Here is a 16,623-nt window from a genome sequence, read left to right on the forward strand (position 1 = left end):
TCAGTACGCGTTGCGTCCGATGAATCCTTTGAACAGCGTCAACGCGACGATCTTGATGTCGAACCAGAACGACCAGTTGTGGATATAGAACAGGTCGAACTTCACGCGGCTCTGCATCTTTTCGACCTTCTCCGTCGCGCCGCGATAGCCGTTCACTTGCGCCCAGCCGGTAATGCCGGGCTTGATCCGATAGCGGAACATGTAGCCGTACACGAGATCCTTGTACAGATCGTCGTGCTCGATCGCGTGCGGACGCGGCCCGACCACCGACATATGCCCGAACAGCACGTTGATGAACTGCGGCAGTTCGTCGAGGCTCGTGCGGCGCAGGAACGCTCCGATCTTCGTCACGCGCGGATCGTTGCGCGTCGCCTGGGTGACATGGCCCGTCGTTTCCTTGTGGACCGCCATCGAGCGGAACTTGTAGATGCGGAACGGACGCCCGTCCGCACCCTTGCGATGCTGCGTGAAGAACACCGGGCCATCGGAGGTCGCCTTGATCGCGATGGCGATCGCCACCAGCAACGGTGACAGCGCCAGCAGCGCGGCGGCGGCGAAGCAGCGGTCGAACAGCAGCTTCGGCCACATCTGCAGCGTATTGACCGGCGATGTCGTCAGGTTGATGGTTGCGAGGCCGGCGACATCGGTCATCGAATGATTGAAGAGCGAGATGCTGCGCGTGTCGGGAATCAGCCGAAGATTCACGAAATCATGGCGCAGCGCATGCACGAAGCGATAGATCGTGTGCTCTTGCGACAGCGGCAACGCGAGCCACACTTCGTTGATTTCCTCGGCGCGCACCTTCTCGACGAGTTCATCGAAGTCGTTCAGCACCGGCAGGCGAGCGGATGCGCCTATTCTGCTGCCGACGCCCGTCGCTTGCAGTTCTTCATCGCCCGTCGTATCGAGCAGGCATACCGGCGTAAAGCCTTGCTCGGGCGTGCTGCTCAGGTGCGCGAGGAGGGTGCGCGCAAAGCCCTGCGCGCCGACGATCGCGACCGTGCGCTGATTGAAGCCGCGTCCGCGCATCACGCGCAGGCCGAAATGGACGGCGCACTTCGCGAACACGATGAGCGCGCCGGAAATCAGCGTCGAGTAACCCAGCCACAGGCGCGACACCGCATCCATGCGATGCAGCGTGAACGCGAGCAGTAGGGCGCCCGTGACCACGGCGATCCACGCGAGCGTGACGCGCGCGAGCATCATCGGCAGCGGTTTGCCGCGCCAGGTGTCGTACACGCCGAACGCGGGGAACAGCAACAACGCGAGGACGCTATTGAAAGCGATCAGCAGTCTCTCAATATCGCTGAAATCGAGCGAGGAGAAGCGCATCGAATGCGCGATTACCCCGCCTGCGATGATCAGCGACACGTCGAGAGCGCGTGCCGTCCAGCCGAACATGTCGTGCGTATTGCGCGTCTGCATCTGCATCGTCAGACGCTGGACGCCGACACGGCTTCCTGCGCACGCAAACGCGGCAGAAGACGGTCGAACTCGCGCTTGACCAGGCCGTAGCACTCGCAGGCGCGCGCTTCGAGACCTTCGCGATCCACGACCTTGATGCAGCCGCGGCTGTGATGGATGAGGCCCGCGTCGTGCAGCTTGCCCGCCGCTTCGGTCACGCCTTCGCGACGCACGCCCAGCATGTCGGCGATGAGTTGCTGCGTCACTTGCAGTTCGTTCGATGCGGTTCGGTCGATCTCGATCAGCAGCCAGCGGCACAGTTGCTTGTTCAGCGAGTGGTGACGATTACATGCCGCGGTCTGAGCAACCTGCGTGAGCAGGGCTTGCATGTACAGCAGCATCAGGCGGCGCAGAAAGTCGGAGCGGCCGAACTGATCACGGAGCGCCTGCGCGCTCATGCGATAAGCGAAGCCGGGGCACTGCACCTGTACGCGAGTCGGCATCGTTTCACCGCCCGTCAGCACCGGCACACCGGTCATGCCTTCGCGGCCCACGGCGGCGATTTCAACCGAGCCGCCGTCTTCCATGGTGTGAAGCAGGGAGATGATGGCCGTCGTCGGGAAGTACACGTGATGAATGCGTTGGCCCGAGTCACAGAGCAGTTGTTCAGTGCGGAGTTGAACGAGTTCGAGATGCGGAGTCAGCGCTTGCCATTCGTGCGCGGGAAGCGCGCCAAGCAGGTGGTTGCCGTGCAGGTCGGACTGGAGGGTCAGCATGATTTTTTCTCTCGTAACTTCGCGCGTTGCGCTTCACTTTTTATACTGGTGTCACCGTTCTCTGGCGCGGCTTGCTGCCGCTACCGAAAACGCCTCACACCAGCCCCGTTAGCAGCCCGTCCTCGCTTGAGTTGATCTAGTTGGTCGCGTCGGTTCGGGTTGCGCGACTCTTTTAGCGAGGACTGTGCCAATGCGGGCAATGTCAATGCTGGTGGGGCCTCGTCGCCGGCGTGCCGGTTGTGATGCGGCGCAGCGCTTCGCTTTTGTTTCAGTCTTGAACATCGGTGGTCTTAAGAATACGAATGCGCCGCGAAGGCTATGGTCAGCGCATTCCCGCGAATCCGCGGCCCGATCTTCGTTCATCACCGTGCGATAAGCCTCGCAGACAACCGCCACTCCGAGCGGACACCTACTATCGTAGGGATAAATAAAATTGATTCATCCGTGTTCCATCCGTTTGGTGGCCTGGCGAACGTGTCATTTGCGCGGGTGGCCATGAGGTCCGCTCGAGCCTTTCCACACGGGGCTTGGGGGGCGTCGAACAGTCAACGCGGCCGATTCTCGCGAAATGCCTAAACGTTGCGCCCGCTGCACGTTTCGCAGATTCTGTGGGCAAAGCCTCGTTCGAATGCGCCCTGGCGCACCACGGCGTGGCGTGCTGCGCCCCACATAAGCCTCTGCCGGAGGCTCCGCTCCGGGCTGACGAAACCGACGCCAGCGTAAAACGTTTGCGCGCCGGAATCGACGTATCGTGCTTTTTCGACTGAGGAGAACCGTGGTGCGACCGCACAGAAACGTTTCATCGAGGACAATGTTCGACGCCATTCATCTCATCACATGCCGATGAAATGCGAATGACATATTCGCGTTCGATGACTCGATGTTGCTCCTGCGCCGACACAAGCGGTCGAAGTGCCGGCTCAGGCGCGCCATGAAACGATCAACAGACAATATCGGCCAATGGCGGCACGACCCGTTCCCAGGCTTCCTGCATCGCGTCGAACGATGCATCGCACATGTCGTCTTCGGAGCGCGACAGCGCGCGCGCAAGACGGCACTGCATGACCATCGCTTCGCTTGCGATCCTGCGTGCGCCGAGTTGCGTGGACACCGGAATGTCGAAGCCCTGCTCGCGCATCCACTGCAGGTAATGCGCGAGCAGTTCGAAGTTCGCGCCGAGCTGACGCATCACGTTGCAGGCATAGAGGCGCGCATAGGGTTCGCCTCGCGCGAGCATCGTATCGACGTGTGCGGGAAACGCGGCGCGCCATCGTTCGATCGGGTTATGCGGCGGACGCCGCAGAAGATGCGCGCAAAGCAGATCAGCGGATGCTTCCGCCAGCGCCGTCCCCGACAACGGATCGCGCACGCGCTTGACGAAGTCCACATGCGGAAAGAGCGTCTGCCCTTGCACTGTGCCCGCTGCACCGGATTGTCCCGCTTCATGCGCGGCGTTGGTTCTCAGAACGCCGTCGTAATCGTCGTCATGGAGCAGGTGATAGCCCGTGTGATGAAAGTAGCCGAGCCGCTTTGCATTGGCATCGATCACGTCGATGCCGATGGTCGTCTTCGCATGTTTCGAGCGATACGACAGGCCGCGCGTATCCGGCAGATAGAACGCATCGACTTCGACGAGCACGATGTTGTTGCGCCGCGTCTGCACGATGGCGCGTTCTTCCAGCGAATCGAACACCGATAGCTCCTGCACCTGCAACCCGTATAGCTTTTCGATGTCTTCTTGCGGCAGCCGCGCGAGCGTGAACTGATCGTCTTCGAAGTCTTGCATGACGGTGAAGGCGAGCGCCGCATGCGGCTCGAGTCCGTTGCCGTGAAGAAGCTCGATCCATAGATCGACAGGGCTTGCACCATCGCGCCAGATGCGCTCACCGTGATGCAACTCGTGCGCACGATGACGCCGCGCACGGATGCGCAGCGGGTCGAGCGAAACAACGCGTGAACGACTGACGCTGGAAGTCGTCATAGCGCTGGTATGAAACGCGCTCATGGTGTGACCTCGGGACCGGAGAAGCCGGCAACCGATACCGCGTGCGTTTCGAAGTCCTCGTTGTTTTTACCTGCGTTTCTATCGCGTTCGATGGCGGTATGCATTTTGATTTTCCCATGAAGGTGCCGGGCGACGCGAGCGCAATCGACACACGTGCGCAGTCCTTGCGCGAATTTGCGCAAGACGCTTCGACGTATGTGGCGCTGTTTTGGAAGACGTTTTTTCCCCGAACGTCCAATGCGCTTCAGGCCTTATTTGACGGGGCTGCAACGTCGAGCGTCGGTGCGCCCGCGCACTGAAACATTGCCGCGCGCGACTTAACGTTCAATCGTCAACGCCGGGATAACCGGCAAGCAAGGAGAAAAAGAACATGAATTGGAAAATCCTGGATTTCGAACAGCTCACTGCGCGCGAGCTATATCTGATTCTGCGCGCGCGCAGTGCGGTGTTCGTCGTCGAGCAATCGCATGTTCATCTCGATGCGGACGGCCGCGATGAAACCGGCGTACACGTCTTCGCCACCGACGACATGACGCGTGCAATGCCAGTGCTGGCCTATGCGCGCATTCATGAAGGCGATGTCGAAGATCCGGAAGTCGTGGTGGACAAGATACTGACAAGCCCTTTGCGTCGTGGCGACGGCACCGCGCATGCGCTCATCGAACGCGTGCTTGCCGTGTGTGCGGAACGTTGGCCCGGCCGCGCCGTGCGTTTGACGGCTCCCGCCAGCCTGCGCGGTTTCTACGAAGCATTCGGCTTCAGAAAGACCGAAGGACCGTTCCTTGAACACGGGATGCCTTTTATCGGTCTGACGAGAAAGAGCCGTCAGGCGCGCGAAGCGACAGGCTCGGGCAAACGTCCGATCGGCGCAAGCGCATTCGCCGACACATACGAACTGCTGTAAGCCGTGCCGGCGCGCGTCGAGCCGCTCGCGCGCCATCCGTCGTCACATCCAGAAAAATAACGAATTAACGCGCCCGGCGTACTCACGTATGACGGGTACGCGTGCAACCTGCTCCCCCATGCGAATAGTCCATCTCGCCAGTCACGCGCAGACCATCGGCAACGGCACCGTCAACATGATGGTGGACCTCGCATGCATGCAGGCGCGGATGGGGCAGGACGTGGTGGTGGCTTCGTCGGGCGGCGGTTTCGAGCCGCTCTTGCGCCGGCATGGCATCACGCACATTCCGCTTCAGCAGTCGCGCCAGCCTTGGCGCGTGCCGTCGATGATCGCGGGCTTCAACAGACTCATCGATCGTTTCGATCCCGACATCGTTCACGCGCACATGATGACGGGCGCGCTCATCTCGCGCTTCGGCAGCATGCGCCGGCGTTTCGCGCTGGTGACGACGGTGCATCATGAGTTGCAGAAGAGCGCATCGCTGGTGCGCGCGGGCGATCGCATGGTCGCCGTGAGCGACGCCGTCGCGCTCACGCTTGAGGAGCGCGGCATCGGCAAGGAGCGGCTCTCGGTCGTGCTTAACGGCGCGGTCGGCGCGCCACGGCTCGTGTGCCGGCCAATGGCGAGGCAAGTGCGGTTGAGGCATCCGAACGTGGTGTGCGTCGCGGGGCTGTATCGGCGCAAAGGCATCGCTGATCTGCTGAAGGCCTTCGCGCTGGTACGCACGCAATCGGAAGATCAGCGCGAATTCCTGCCGGCGCCGTACCTGTACCTGATCGGCGATGGTCCCGAGCGCAGCGCGATGGAAGCGCTCGCCGCCGAACTCGGCATTGCTGATGCGGTGGAGTTCACGGGCTTTGTCGCGGACCCGCGTCCGTACCTCGCGTGCGCCGATGTGTTCGCGCTCGCCTCGCATCAGGACCCGTGTCCGCTCGTGATCGCGGAGGCGCGCGAAGCTGGCTGCGCAATCGTTGCGACGCGCGTGGGCGGCATCCCCGATTTGCTCGACGATGGCGCGGCCGGCGTCCTCGTGCCGCCGGGCGATCCCGCGCAGTTCGCGGCAAAGCTGCGCTGGCTGCTCATCGATTCGCAGGCGCGCGGCCAGTACGCAGTGCGTGCGACGGAGAATCTCGAGCGTTTGTCGGTCGAGCGCGTCGCGGCCGACTACATGACGGTTTATCAGCAAACACTGGCCGAGCGCCAGTCGCTGGATCTTCGGTCGATGCGAATCGACGCAAGGCGCACGCGCTCCACCAACGGCGCGGCATAAGTGCAGACGAACGCAGTTTTCAGCGTCGCATTCGTCGGGGGAATGTACTAAGCACTGCACGATATTCGCTGCAACGCGTCATACAATAGCCGCCCCCAATCGGGTGAGCGTTCGCGTTCGCACAGAAAGCCTACTGGATGCTTGCTCAAATGACTGTATCAGCGGCCGGCGAATACCACGGCCGAAAATAGTGAACGCCAGCGCCGCGCTGCGGTGCCGCCATTCCTCAGTTTTGCTGATGAATGGAGGCACGCGCGCGGCGCAAGCGCAGCTAGGAGAAACAAGCGGACGGACAAGGCAAGCGGCAGATACGGCGGCGCTTCGTGCGAAGGCGAGAGGGATTACCCTGTCAGGAGTCCCCCCGACTGGTTTTCGACGCCACGAAGACGCAACGTATAGCGCGATGATCGAATGCGAAAGCAGTCATCGTGCCTTGCCGCCAAGGGACGCGCGAAGCGATGCGATGCGCACGGACACACACGGCTACGGACAGGCGGAAAGGGGAGAAGCGTAATGGATGAAAACAAAGAGCGGTCGCTGGTGGCGAAAGTCATGGACGGACTCGTCTCCGGGATCGTCGAGCAAAAATATGGCGCGATATTGCCACCGCAGGACATTCTCTCGAAAGAATTCGACGTAAGCCGCACCGTGATGCGCGAGGCGCTCTCGATGCTGCTCGCGCGGCACATGCTGGACGTGCGGCCTAAAACGGGCACGCGCATCCGCCCGATGAGCGACTGGCGTCTCATCGACGAAGACGTGGTGAGCTGGCGCTTCCGCGCCAAGCCGGATCAGACGTTTCTGCGCGATGTAATCGAATTCCGCATGCTGATCGAGCCGCGCGCCGCCGCGCTCGCAGCCGCCCGCGCGACGCCCGATGAAATCGCCGGCATCCGCGACGCTTTCGAGGCGCTGTCGCGCCTGCACGTCGGCGAGCCCGGCTATCAAGCGGCGGACGAAGTGCTGCATACGCGCATCGTGGCCGCGAGCGGCAACCAGTTCTTCAGGCAGATGACCGCCATCGTGCGCGGTGCGCTGGTGACGGTGAATCCTATCGTCGATGGCATCGAGTCCGTGCGCGAAGCGACGCTCGCGGCGCAGCTGAATGTCGTCGAGGCGATCGAGGCAAAAGACCCGGCGGCGGCCGAGCGCGCGACGCGTGCGCTCGTCGATCTCGCCGCCGAGGAAGTCGGGCGCGCATTTTCGCTCGAGCGCATGGGCGAGCGCGCGACGCCGCCGGACGTCAACGCTTCCGCAGGCGTCTGACGCCATCGCCCGTCGAAGGGCGACCATGCTGTCCGAGCGAAGCCGGGAGAAGTCCCGGCTTTGTGCTTTCTGCGACGCGTGTTCAGGCACAATGCCCCGCACGACGAACACAACGCGGAGGCGCGCTTGACGCATACCAACACCAATCTCGAAACGATCCGCTGGGGCATCGTCGGCGCGGGACGCATCGCGCAGCGCTTCGCCGGCAGTCTGCAACACGTGGAAGGCGCGACGCTCGCGGGCGTGTGGTCGCGGCGCCCGGAACCTGCCCGCGCACTCGCCGAGCCGTTCGGCGCGCGTGCGTTCGAGAACTTCGACGCGCTGCTCGACAACATCGACGCCCTCTATATCGCGACGATGCAGGACAGTCACCCGCATTACGCGTTGCGCGCGTTCGAAGCGGGCAAGCCGGTGTTGTGCGAAAAGCCCGCCGCCGTGAACGCGCGCACGCTGCAGCGCATGATCGATGCGGCGCGCGCATCGAAGCTGCTCTTCATGGAGGCGATGAAGCCGCCGTTTTATCCGCTCTATCGCCGTCTGAAGGCGCATCTGCAAAGCGATCCGATCGGCGATATCGGTCTCGTGCGCGCGGGTTGCTCGATGGCGAATGTGCCTTCGGATCATCCGTCGTTTTCGCTCGATGCGGGCGGCGGCGCGCTGCTCGATATCGGCATCTACGAGGCGTTTCTCGCGGTCGACTGGCTCGGCGAGGCGATCGACGTGCAAACCATCGGCCGGGTCGGGGCAACGGGCGTCGACGTGTTCGCGAGTCTGAACGTGCGCCACGAGCGCGGCATTTCGCAGACGTTCTGCGGGCTCGACATGCAGGGGCGCGGCGATGCGCTGATCGGCGGAACGCTCGGCACGGTGACGATCCACGAGAACTGGTGGAATCCGGCGCGCGCGACCATCGCTTATACGGACGGGCGCACGGTCGAACTGGACGAGCCGTTCACGGGCGGCGGCCTCAACTACGAGACCGCGCATTTCTGCGAACTGCTGCGCGCCGGCGCGACGGAAAGCCCGGTCATGCCGCACGCGACGTCCATGCGCATGATGGCGATCATGGACGCCGCGCGGCGCGATCTCGGCGTGCGCTTTCCCTTCGAGACCGACTGAAGGGCAGCGGCGCGCTAGTGGCGTCCCGGCAGCGCGAGACGCCGCTCGAACACGCGCTGCACAACTTCCAGCACGCTGCACAGCACCCAGTAGACGAACGCGGCAGCGAGGTAAAGCGGCAGCGGCTGATACGTCGATGCAATCACTTCCTGCGCGCTTCTAAGAAGCTCCGTGACGGTGATGACCGATACGAGCGACGTATCCTTGATGAGACTGATGAGGCTGTTCGACAGGCTCGGCACCGCGATGCGCAACGCCTGCGGCCCGATCACGTAGCGCAGCGTTTGCGTGCGCGACAACCCGAGGCTGTACGCCGCGAGCCATTGCCCGCTATGGATGCCGAGAATCGCGCCGCGCATGCTTTCCGACAGGTACGCCGCGACGTTCGCCGATAGCGCGATCACGCCGGCGGGCGTCGGTTCGAGCGAGATGCCGAGACTCGGCAAGCCGTAATAGATCACGAATATCTGCACGAGCAGCGGCGTGCCGCGCATGATGCTCACATAGCAGCGCCCGATGGCGACCAGGCCACGGTTGTGGCTGATGCCCATCAACGCGAGCACGACGGCCCCGATGAGGCCGAAGAACATCGAGTAGAGCGCGAACTTGATCGTCAGTAGCGCGCCTTGCGCCAGCACCGGCGCCGATTGAACGAGCAGGGAAGTCGTGGACATGAAAGGGGAAACGTAAGCGGAAAGCGCGCGAATCCGAAGCAAGCGCCGCGCGCAAAGCGCCCATCATAAACCGGACGCCAAAAAGAGAAGGGCGGCACCGCAAAACGATGCCGCCCACTGCCGAATGCCGGTCAGTCCGCGCTTACTTGGCCGGCTTCGTCACGTCGATGCCGAACCACTTGTCGGAGATCTTCGCGAAGGTGCCGTCCTTCTCGAGCTGGGTCACCGCGTCGTCGATCGCTTTCGCGAACTTCGGATTGCCCTTCTTGAACGGAATGCCGGACGGGTTGCCCGCGCCGACGCTCGCACCCGTGCGCAGCGGCAATTGCGAGTTCTTGAGCAGATACGCGAGCATCAGACGGTCGTTGAGCGCGGCGTCGAGACGGCCCGCAGCCAGATCGCGCAGATATTCCGGCGCGCCCGGATACGTCTTGACGTCGATGCCCGGCACCGACTTCGCCATGTCCATGTAGTTCGTGCCGAGGCCGACGCCGAGCTTCTTGCCCTTCAGTTCTTCGAGCGACTTGAACTCGCGCTTGTCGTCCGCGCGCTGGATCAGTTGCGCGTTCGAGTAGGTGTACGCCGGCGAGAAGTCGAGCGTTTCCTTGCGCTTGTCGGTGATGCCGACCTGGTTGACGATCACGTCGAACTTGCCTGCCTGCAGGCCCGCGATGATGCCGCTCCACTCCGTCGTGACGAACTCCGGCTTCACGCCGAGCTTCGCGGCGACGGCCTTCGCGATGTCCACGTCATAGCCAACGAGCTCGCCCGACGGCGACTTCGAGTTGAACGGCGGGAACGTGCCTTCGAGGCCGACGCGCAGCGTGCCGCGCTGCTTGACCTGATCGAGCAGATCCTCGGCATGCGCAGCCGTGGTGACGGCGGTGAAGGATGCGCCGATCAGGCTGGCGGCGACGAGCTTCTTGAGCGTGGACAGTTTCATCGTGTTGTTTTCCTGGTGTTGGCTTGAGGGCGGCGCGTGTCTCGCGCGTCCGCCCGATAGGTGCGGCATCATAGATAAAACGCAAGCCGCGCGTCAGATCGTTTGCTTATGTCGATATTCCTATGCAAGCGCCTCGACGCATTCGGTGACGAGGGCCGGCCCGCGATAAATCAGCCCCGTATAAATCTGCACGAGCGATGCGCCCGCCGCGAGCTTCGCGCGCGCATCCGCGCCCGAGAAAATCCCGCCCACGCCGATGATCGGCACATCCGCGCCCACTTCCGCGCGCAGCTTGCGAATCACTTCATTCGATGCATCGAATACCGGACGCCCCGACAGCCCGCCCGCTTCGTCGCCGTGCGGCATGCCGGCGACGGCCGTGCGCGAAAGCGTCGTATTGGTGGCGATCACGCCGTCGATGCGATGCGTGAGCAGGGTGCCGGCGATCGACTTGATCTGCTCGTCGTCGAGATCGGGCGCGATCTTGAGCGCGAGCGGCACGAGCTTGCCGTGCAGGTCGGACAGGCGCTGCTGCTTGTCCTTGAGCGCGCCGAGGAGGGCGTCGAGTTCGCCCGCGCCCTGCAACTGGCGCAGGTTCTTCGTGTTCGGCGACGAGATGTTGATCGTCACGTAGCTCGCGAACGGATAGACGCGCTCGAGACAATAGAGGTAATCGTCGGCGGCGCGCTCGATCGGCGTATCCGCGTTCTTGCCGATGTTGAGCCCCAGCACGCCGCGATAACGCGCGGCCTGCACGTTCGCGACGAACTGATCGACACCGCCGTTGTTGAAGCCCATCCGGTTGATGAGCGCGCCCGCTTCCGGCAGCCGGAAGATGCGCGGACGCGGATTGCCCGGCTGCGCGCGCGGCGTGACCGTGCCCACTTCGATGAAGCCGAAACCGAGGGCCGCGAGCCCGTCGATGCACGCGCCGTCCTTGTCGAGACCCGCCGCGAGGCCGACAGGATTTCTGAAAGTAAGGCCCATCACCGTGCGGGGAGAGTCGGGGCCGTGTCTGCCGAGCATGCCGGCGAGTCCGGTGCGGCCAGCCGCGCGGAGCATGCGCAGCGTCAGGTGATGCGCGTCTTCCGCGTCCATGCGAAAGAGGCGCGAACGCGCGAGCGGATAGAGAGAACTGAACACGAAATGAAAGCCGGCGACGGCGAATTTTTTGAGACCGCTATTTTAGCGGCTTTGGCGCGTCTGCCGGACTGCCTGAAGCGCCTGGATGCGCGGCGGCTATTTCGGCTGGCTCGGGCCGTTCATGCGCCCGGGCATCGGCAGCGCGCCCGCCGAGTGTGTCGAGGCGGGATCGAGCAGCGACCAGTGGCCGTCGATCAAGCCTTCCAGCGGCCGGAAATTGGCCTTGTACGCCATCTTTTCGCTTTCGCGAATCCAGTAGCCGAGATAGACGTGCGGCAAGTCGAGGCTTTTCGCCTGCTCGATCTGCCAGAGAATGTTGAACGTGCCGAAGCTCGTCTTCGGCATATCGGGCTCGAAGAACGTATAGACCGACGAGAGTCCGTCGCCGAGGATGTCGATCATGCTGATCATGCGCAGCGGGCCGGGCGCATCCGGCGTGTCCGGCGAGGGCCGCTCGCGGAATTCGACGAGCCGCGAGTTGATCCGGCTTTGCAGCAGGAACTGCTCGTATTGATCGCGGCTGTCGCGGTCCATGCCGCCGCCCGCATGCCGCGCTGACTGGTAACGCATGTAAAGCGCGTAATGCTCTTCGTCGTAATGCAAAGGCGCGACGCTCGCGACGAGACCGCCGTGCAGCTTCCACACGCGCCGCTGCGCCCGGTTCGGCACGAAGCGCCCGACCGGCACGCGCACCGGAATGCAGGCCCGGCAGCCGTCGCAGTAAGGACGATAGGTGAACACGCCCGAACGCCGGAAACCGGCCTTGACCAGTTCCGTGTAGACATCGGAGTTGATGAGATGGCTCGGCGTCGCGACTTGCGAGCGCGCGACGCGCCCTTCCAGATAACTGCAAGGGTAAGGCGCTGTTGCATAGAATTGCAGCGCGGAAAGCGGTGACAGCGGCAGCTCGTTCGGATGTGTCACGTTGGAGGCTCTCGCAGGCGTCGTCTCTCGTGGCCGGCATCGCCGGCTTTTGGGCAAGCGGCGCCTGGCTAATCGTGCTTGTCGTCAGTACTGCGTTGCAAGCGTCGCGCCTGGCGGGACGCAACGCGCTGAAGGCGTCAGCGCGCGGGCGTCTCGATGAGACCGGCGAGGACGGATTTGTCGAAGCGCCAGGAAATGGGCGGTTCGGCGACTGCCTTGCGCAGATGCGCGACGAACGCGCGGCGGGCAATCTCGCGGCCGCCCAGCGACGCCAGATGCGACGTGTTCTGCTGGCAGTCTATCATCTCTATTTCGTTGCGGCGCAAGTGTCCGACGAGTGCGGCGAGCGCGATTTTCGACGCATCGGTGCGGTGCGCGAACATCGATTCGCCGAAGAACATCCGCCCGAACGAGACGCCGTACAGCCCGCCGACGCGCACGCCGTCGAACCACGTCTCCACGCTATGCGCTTTCCCCTGGCGATGCAGCGACGTGTACGCATCCACGATATCGCCCGTGATCCACGTGCCGCGCTGGCCCTCGCGCGGCGTCTGCGCGCACGCGCGCATGACGGCGGGGAAATCGTCGTCGACGCGCACTTCCCACAGCGGATCGCGCACGACATGCTTGAGCGTCTTGCGCAGCGAATGCGACACCTTGAACTCGGCCGGCACGAGCACCATGCGCGGGTCGGGGCTCCACCAGAGCACCGGCTGGCCGTCCGAGTACCACGGGAAAATGCCGCGGCCGTAAGCGTCGATGAGGCGCGCGGGCAGCAGATCCGCGCTCGCGGCGAGCAAGCCCGGCGCACCGCTCGATGCGCCGAGCGCGCGCTCGACGGGCGGGAACGGATCGTCAAATGCGAGCCAGGGGACCATGATCGGCGGGCGCTGCTTCAGCCTTCACGCAGGGTGCGGAAGATATCGCCCGTGTGCAGCGTGAAATTGCCGGCGGCGCGGTCGGCAAAGAAAAAGCGCAGCGTCTGCCCGACCGTCGGGAACGCAATCTCGTCCCAGGGAATCTCGCTTTCCTCGAAAAGACGCACTTCGAGGCTTTCCTCGCCGGCATCGACTTCGATGTCGAGCAGCCGCGCCAGATAGAACAGATGCACCTGATGCACGTGCGGCACGTTGAGCAGCGTGAAAAGGCTCTGAATCTCGACGCGCGCGCCGGCTTCCTCCAGCGTTTCGCGCGCCGCGCCTTCGCTCGTCGTCTCGTCCATTTCCATGAAGCCCGCGGGCAGCGTCCAGTAGCCGTAGCGCGGCTCGATCGCGCGGCGGCACAGCAAGACCTTGTCGTCCCACACCGGCACGGTGCCCACGACATTGCGCGGATTCTGGTAGTGGACGGTGCCGCACTGGCCGCATACATAGCGCTCGCGGTTGTCGCCGGGCGGAATGCTCAGGCCGACCTCATGGCCGCAGACGGAACAGAATTTCATGGAAATGGATGGCGGAAAGTGTGGTGCGAGTGTATCACCGGGGCGGGGCGGCTTTGGCGCGTGACGGTCGTTCGGTTTCTTTATCTTCGATGCTTCGCGCGCGGGCGAAGCCGGCCGGCTACTCGCTACAATAGTTGCTCATAACCTGCCGTCTCATCACACAAGCGCGCCGCGCGCCTCAGCGAACCCATGTCATCACAACCCCGTCCTCCGATGCTCGCCACCGCCGACGCCCTCGGCCTTCTGCTCGATGCCGCGCGCCGGGTGGATGGCGTCGAGCGCATCGACACGCTCGATGCGCTCGGCCGCGTGCTGGCCGCCGACGTGATCTCACCGCTCGACGTCCCGCCGATGCACACCAGCTCGATGGACGGCTACGCGGTCCGCGCCGCCGATCTCGCCGCCGCCAGCGACGCTGCGCCGGTCGCGCTGCCCGTTTCGCAGCGGTGCCCGGCGGGCTAACCGCGGCCGCTCGCGGCGGGCACGGCGCGCATCTTCACGGGCGCGACGGTGCCGCCGGGCGCGGACGCGGTCGTGATGCAGGAGATGGCGCGCGCATCCGGCGACGGGAGCGTCGCGTTCGCGCAAGCGCCCGAGGCAGGCGAATGGATCACGCGGCAGGGCGCGGACATCGAGCGCGGCGCGGTGATCCTGCCGGCGGGCACGCAACTGACGCCGCAGGCGCTGGGGCTTGCGGCATCGGTGGGATGCGCGTCGCTGGAAGCCGTGCGCCGTGTGCGCGTCGCGATTTTCTTTACCGGCGACGAACTGCGCATGCCCGGCGAGCCGCTCGCGCCCGGCGCGATCTACAACTCGAACCGCTTCACGCTGCGCGCGCTGCTCGCGAAGCTCGGCTGCGACGTCACCGATTTCGGCATCGTGGCGGATCGGCTGGACGCGACCCGCGATACCCTGCGCCGCGCCGCGCTCGACCACGACCTGATTCTGACGTGCGGCGGCGTGTCGGTCGGCGAGGAAGATCACGTGAAGCCCGCTGTCGAGGCGGAAGGCCGCATCGCCATGTGGCAGATCGCGATGAAACCGGGCAAGCCGCTCGCGTTCGGCGCGGTGAGGCGCGGACAGGCGAGCGAACCGGACGAGGCGTATTTCATCGGCTTGCCGGGCAATCCGGTATCGAGCTTTTGCACGTTCCTGCTCTTCGTGCGGCCGTTTATCCTGCGGCTGGCGGGCGTGGCGAACGTCGCGCCGCGCGTCTACTCGATGCGCGCCGACTTCACGCAGAAGAAGGGTGACCGCCGCAACGAATTCCTGCGCGCGCGCGTGAACGAGACGGGCGGACTCGACGTGTTTCCGAACCAGAGTTCGGCGGTGCTGACGTCGACGGTATGGGGCGACGGACTCATCGACAATCCGCCGGATCATGCGATCAGCGCGGGCGAGATGGTGCGCTTCATCCCCTTTTCAGAACTGATGCGCTAAGCGATGGCGAAGGACCGGCGTAAATGAAAGTCGAACTGAGATTTTTTGCGAGCGTGCGCGAGGCACTGGGCGTCGCGAACGAGACCGTGAGCGTGCCGGACACGGTCGTCAATGTCGGCGACGTGCGCGCCTGGCTGCGCATGCGCGGCGGCGTGTGGGCCGAGACGCTCGCGGAAGGCCGCACGCTGCGCGTGGCCTGCAATCACGTGATGACGAACGCCTCGCAGCGCATCACCGATGGCTGCGAAGTCGCATTCTTCCCGCCGGTAACGGGCGGCTGACATGACGACGCTCGCCAAAATCCGCGTGCAGGAAGCCGATTTCGATCTCGGCGCGGAAGTCGCCGCACTGCGCGCCGACAATCCGAAGGTCGGCGCGGTGGCGTGCTTCATCGGGACGGTGCGTGACCTGAACGAAGGCAGCCCCGTCGAGACGATGGAACTCGAGCACTATCCGGGCATGACCGAGAAGTCGCTGGAAGCGATCGCCGATCAGGCGCGCGAGCGCTGGCCGGGCTCGGACGTGCTGATCGTGCATCGCGTGGGGAAGCTGAAGCCGCTCGATCAGATCGTGCTCGTCGCGACGACGGCGATGCATCGCGCGGAAGCGTTCGAATCGTGCGCGTTCGTGATGGACTATCTGAAGACGCAAGCGCCCTTCTGGAAGAAGGAGAAGACCGAACGCGGCGAGCGCTGGGTGGACGCCCGCGAATCCGACGACGCCGCGCTCGCGCGCTGGACGACGCCGGAAAACTGATCGTTATCGCTCGTCGACGGGCTTGCCGACGAATTTCGCGGGAAACGGCTCGCCGGCGGGGCGCTCGGGAAAGCGCGGCTCATCGTTGCCGCCGGTGCGCTGGCGTTTCAGCGCCGCCAGCAGTTCCTCCTGTTCGGCGGGAATCCGGTAGTCCCAGCCGAATTTGCTCAACTGCAGGCTCTGCGCGATGCGCAACGCCGGTTCCATGAACTGCACCGCGGCGGCCGGCGCGTAGCGCGCTTCGACCATGTTCAGGAACAGCGACAGCCAGCGCGCAAAGTGACGTGGCTCGATGCCTTCCAACGGCCGATGCGCTTCCTGCACGTTCCCGCGATACTGCTTCGAACCCAGCACGAGGCTCGACCAGAAGGTCGTCATCTTCGCGAGATGCTCGTCCCAGCGGCCGGCCAGTTCGCGGGCGAAGATCGGGCCGAGCAGGGGATCATCGTCCACGCGGCGGTAAAACGCTTCGACCAGCGCGCGGATGTTGGTTTCGTTCGGTTCGCGCTCGCGTGTGTCGGCGGCGCTCGGAGGGTCTTGACTCATGGCGTAAATCGG

General features: G+C 64.1%; 17 protein-coding genes and 1 pseudogene. 8 read left to right on the top strand and 10 right to left on the bottom strand.

The window, feature by feature from the left end:
* The 3 genes from LDZ21_RS05805 to LDZ21_RS05815 all read right to left on the bottom strand — a co-directional run bounded on the left by LDZ21_RS05805 (position 1) and on the right by LDZ21_RS05815 (position 4,161).
* Positions 1–1,401, bottom strand: a complete 1,401-nt coding sequence (locus LDZ21_RS05805) for an undecaprenyl-phosphate glucose phosphotransferase (RefSeq protein ID WP_035970524.1) — start codon at positions 1,399–1,401, stop codon at positions 1–3.
* Positions 1,402–1,433: 32 nt separating this feature from the next.
* Complete coding sequence (locus LDZ21_RS05810; protein WP_035970502.1) at positions 1,434–2,180, bottom strand: Crp/Fnr family transcriptional regulator; 747 nt, start codon at positions 2,178–2,180, stop codon at positions 1,434–1,436.
* Between the two features lie 940 nt (positions 2,181–3,120).
* Positions 3,121–4,161, bottom strand: coding sequence for a DUF1839 family protein (locus LDZ21_RS05815; protein WP_244794581.1), 1,041 nt, complete (start codon positions 4,159–4,161; stop codon positions 3,121–3,123).
* 65 nt (positions 4,162–4,226) lie between these two features.
* Between LDZ21_RS05815 and LDZ21_RS05820 the strand changes: the two genes are divergently transcribed.
* The 5 genes from LDZ21_RS05820 (at position 4,227) to LDZ21_RS05840 (ending at position 8,744) form a co-directional block, all read left to right on the top strand.
* Complete coding sequence (locus tag LDZ21_RS05820) at positions 4,227–4,484, top strand: hypothetical protein (protein ID WP_244794582.1); 258 nt, start codon at positions 4,227–4,229, stop codon at positions 4,482–4,484.
* 71 nt (positions 4,485–4,555) lie between these two features.
* Entirely contained in the window at positions 4,556–5,089 is a 534-nt protein-coding gene (locus tag LDZ21_RS05825) for a GNAT family N-acetyltransferase (RefSeq protein WP_035970507.1), read from the top strand.
* Between the two features lie 118 nt (positions 5,090–5,207).
* Entirely contained in the window at positions 5,208–6,359 is a 1,152-nt protein-coding gene (locus LDZ21_RS05830) for a glycosyltransferase family 4 protein (RefSeq protein ID WP_244794583.1), read from the top strand.
* A 513-nt stretch (positions 6,360–6,872) separates the two neighbouring features.
* Positions 6,873–7,625 (top strand): FadR/GntR family transcriptional regulator, encoded by a 753-nt coding sequence (locus LDZ21_RS05835; protein WP_035970509.1) that lies wholly within the window; start codon positions 6,873–6,875, stop codon positions 7,623–7,625.
* Positions 7,626–7,685: 60 nt separating this feature from the next.
* The gene (locus tag LDZ21_RS05840; protein WP_404980526.1) at positions 7,686–8,744 is read left to right on the top strand and encodes a Gfo/Idh/MocA family protein; all 1,059 of its coding nucleotides are present in this window, start codon (positions 7,686–7,688) and stop codon (positions 8,742–8,744) included.
* Positions 8,745–8,758: 14 nt separating this feature from the next.
* Here the strand turns inward: LDZ21_RS05840 and LDZ21_RS05845 are convergent, their stop codons facing one another.
* The 6 genes from LDZ21_RS05845 to LDZ21_RS05870 all read right to left on the bottom strand — a co-directional run bounded on the left by LDZ21_RS05845 (position 8,759) and on the right by LDZ21_RS05870 (position 13,869).
* Positions 8,759–9,418: an amino acid ABC transporter permease gene (locus LDZ21_RS05845; protein WP_035970510.1), complete on the bottom strand. Its 660-nt coding sequence runs from the start codon at positions 9,416–9,418 to the stop codon at positions 8,759–8,761.
* Positions 9,419–9,560: 142 nt separating this feature from the next.
* The gene (locus tag LDZ21_RS05850; protein WP_035970512.1) at positions 9,561–10,361 is read right to left on the bottom strand and encodes a cystine ABC transporter substrate-binding protein; all 801 of its coding nucleotides are present in this window, start codon (positions 10,359–10,361) and stop codon (positions 9,561–9,563) included.
* A gap of 120 nt (positions 10,362–10,481) precedes the next feature.
* Positions 10,482–11,504 carry a quinone-dependent dihydroorotate dehydrogenase gene (locus tag LDZ21_RS05855; RefSeq protein ID WP_244794585.1) on the bottom strand — a complete coding sequence of 341 codons (1,023 nt, stop codon included), beginning with the start codon at positions 11,502–11,504 and terminating at the stop codon, positions 10,482–10,484.
* A gap of 96 nt (positions 11,505–11,600) precedes the next feature.
* A complete protein-coding gene (locus LDZ21_RS05860) occupies positions 11,601–12,428 on the bottom strand; it encodes an arginyltransferase (protein ID WP_244794586.1) in 828 nt (275 codons plus the stop codon).
* Between the two features lie 137 nt (positions 12,429–12,565).
* Positions 12,566–13,306 (bottom strand): leucyl/phenylalanyl-tRNA--protein transferase, encoded by a 741-nt coding sequence (gene aat / locus LDZ21_RS05865; protein WP_244794587.1) that lies wholly within the window; start codon positions 13,304–13,306, stop codon positions 12,566–12,568.
* 17 nt (positions 13,307–13,323) lie between these two features.
* Positions 13,324–13,869, bottom strand: coding sequence for an NUDIX hydrolase (locus LDZ21_RS05870; protein ID WP_035970516.1), 546 nt, complete (start codon positions 13,867–13,869; stop codon positions 13,324–13,326).
* A 213-nt stretch (positions 13,870–14,082) separates the two neighbouring features.
* Between LDZ21_RS05870 and LDZ21_RS05875 the strand changes: the two are divergent.
* From LDZ21_RS05875 to moaE, 3 genes and pseudogenes are all read left to right on the top strand, one after another.
* Positions 14,083–15,309, top strand: a pseudogene (locus tag LDZ21_RS05875) (molybdopterin molybdotransferase MoeA).
* A 23-nt stretch (positions 15,310–15,332) separates the two neighbouring features.
* Positions 15,333–15,590: a molybdopterin converting factor subunit 1 gene (gene moaD / locus LDZ21_RS05880; protein ID WP_244794588.1), complete on the top strand. Its 258-nt coding sequence runs from the start codon at positions 15,333–15,335 to the stop codon at positions 15,588–15,590.
* 1 nt (position 15,591) lies between these two features.
* A complete protein-coding gene (moaE, locus tag LDZ21_RS05885; RefSeq protein ID WP_244794589.1) occupies positions 15,592–16,065 on the top strand; it encodes a molybdopterin synthase catalytic subunit MoaE in 474 nt (157 codons plus the stop codon).
* 3 nt (positions 16,066–16,068) lie between these two features.
* Here the strand turns inward: moaE and LDZ21_RS05890 are convergent, their stop codons facing one another.
* Positions 16,069–16,611 (bottom strand): group III truncated hemoglobin, encoded by a 543-nt coding sequence (locus LDZ21_RS05890; RefSeq protein ID WP_244794590.1) that lies wholly within the window; start codon positions 16,609–16,611, stop codon positions 16,069–16,071.
* Positions 16,612–16,623: the final 12 nt, after the last annotated feature.

Source organism: Caballeronia grimmiae, assembly GCF_022879615.1.
Classification (GTDB): Bacteria; Pseudomonadota; Gammaproteobacteria; order Burkholderiales; family Burkholderiaceae; genus Caballeronia; species Caballeronia grimmiae.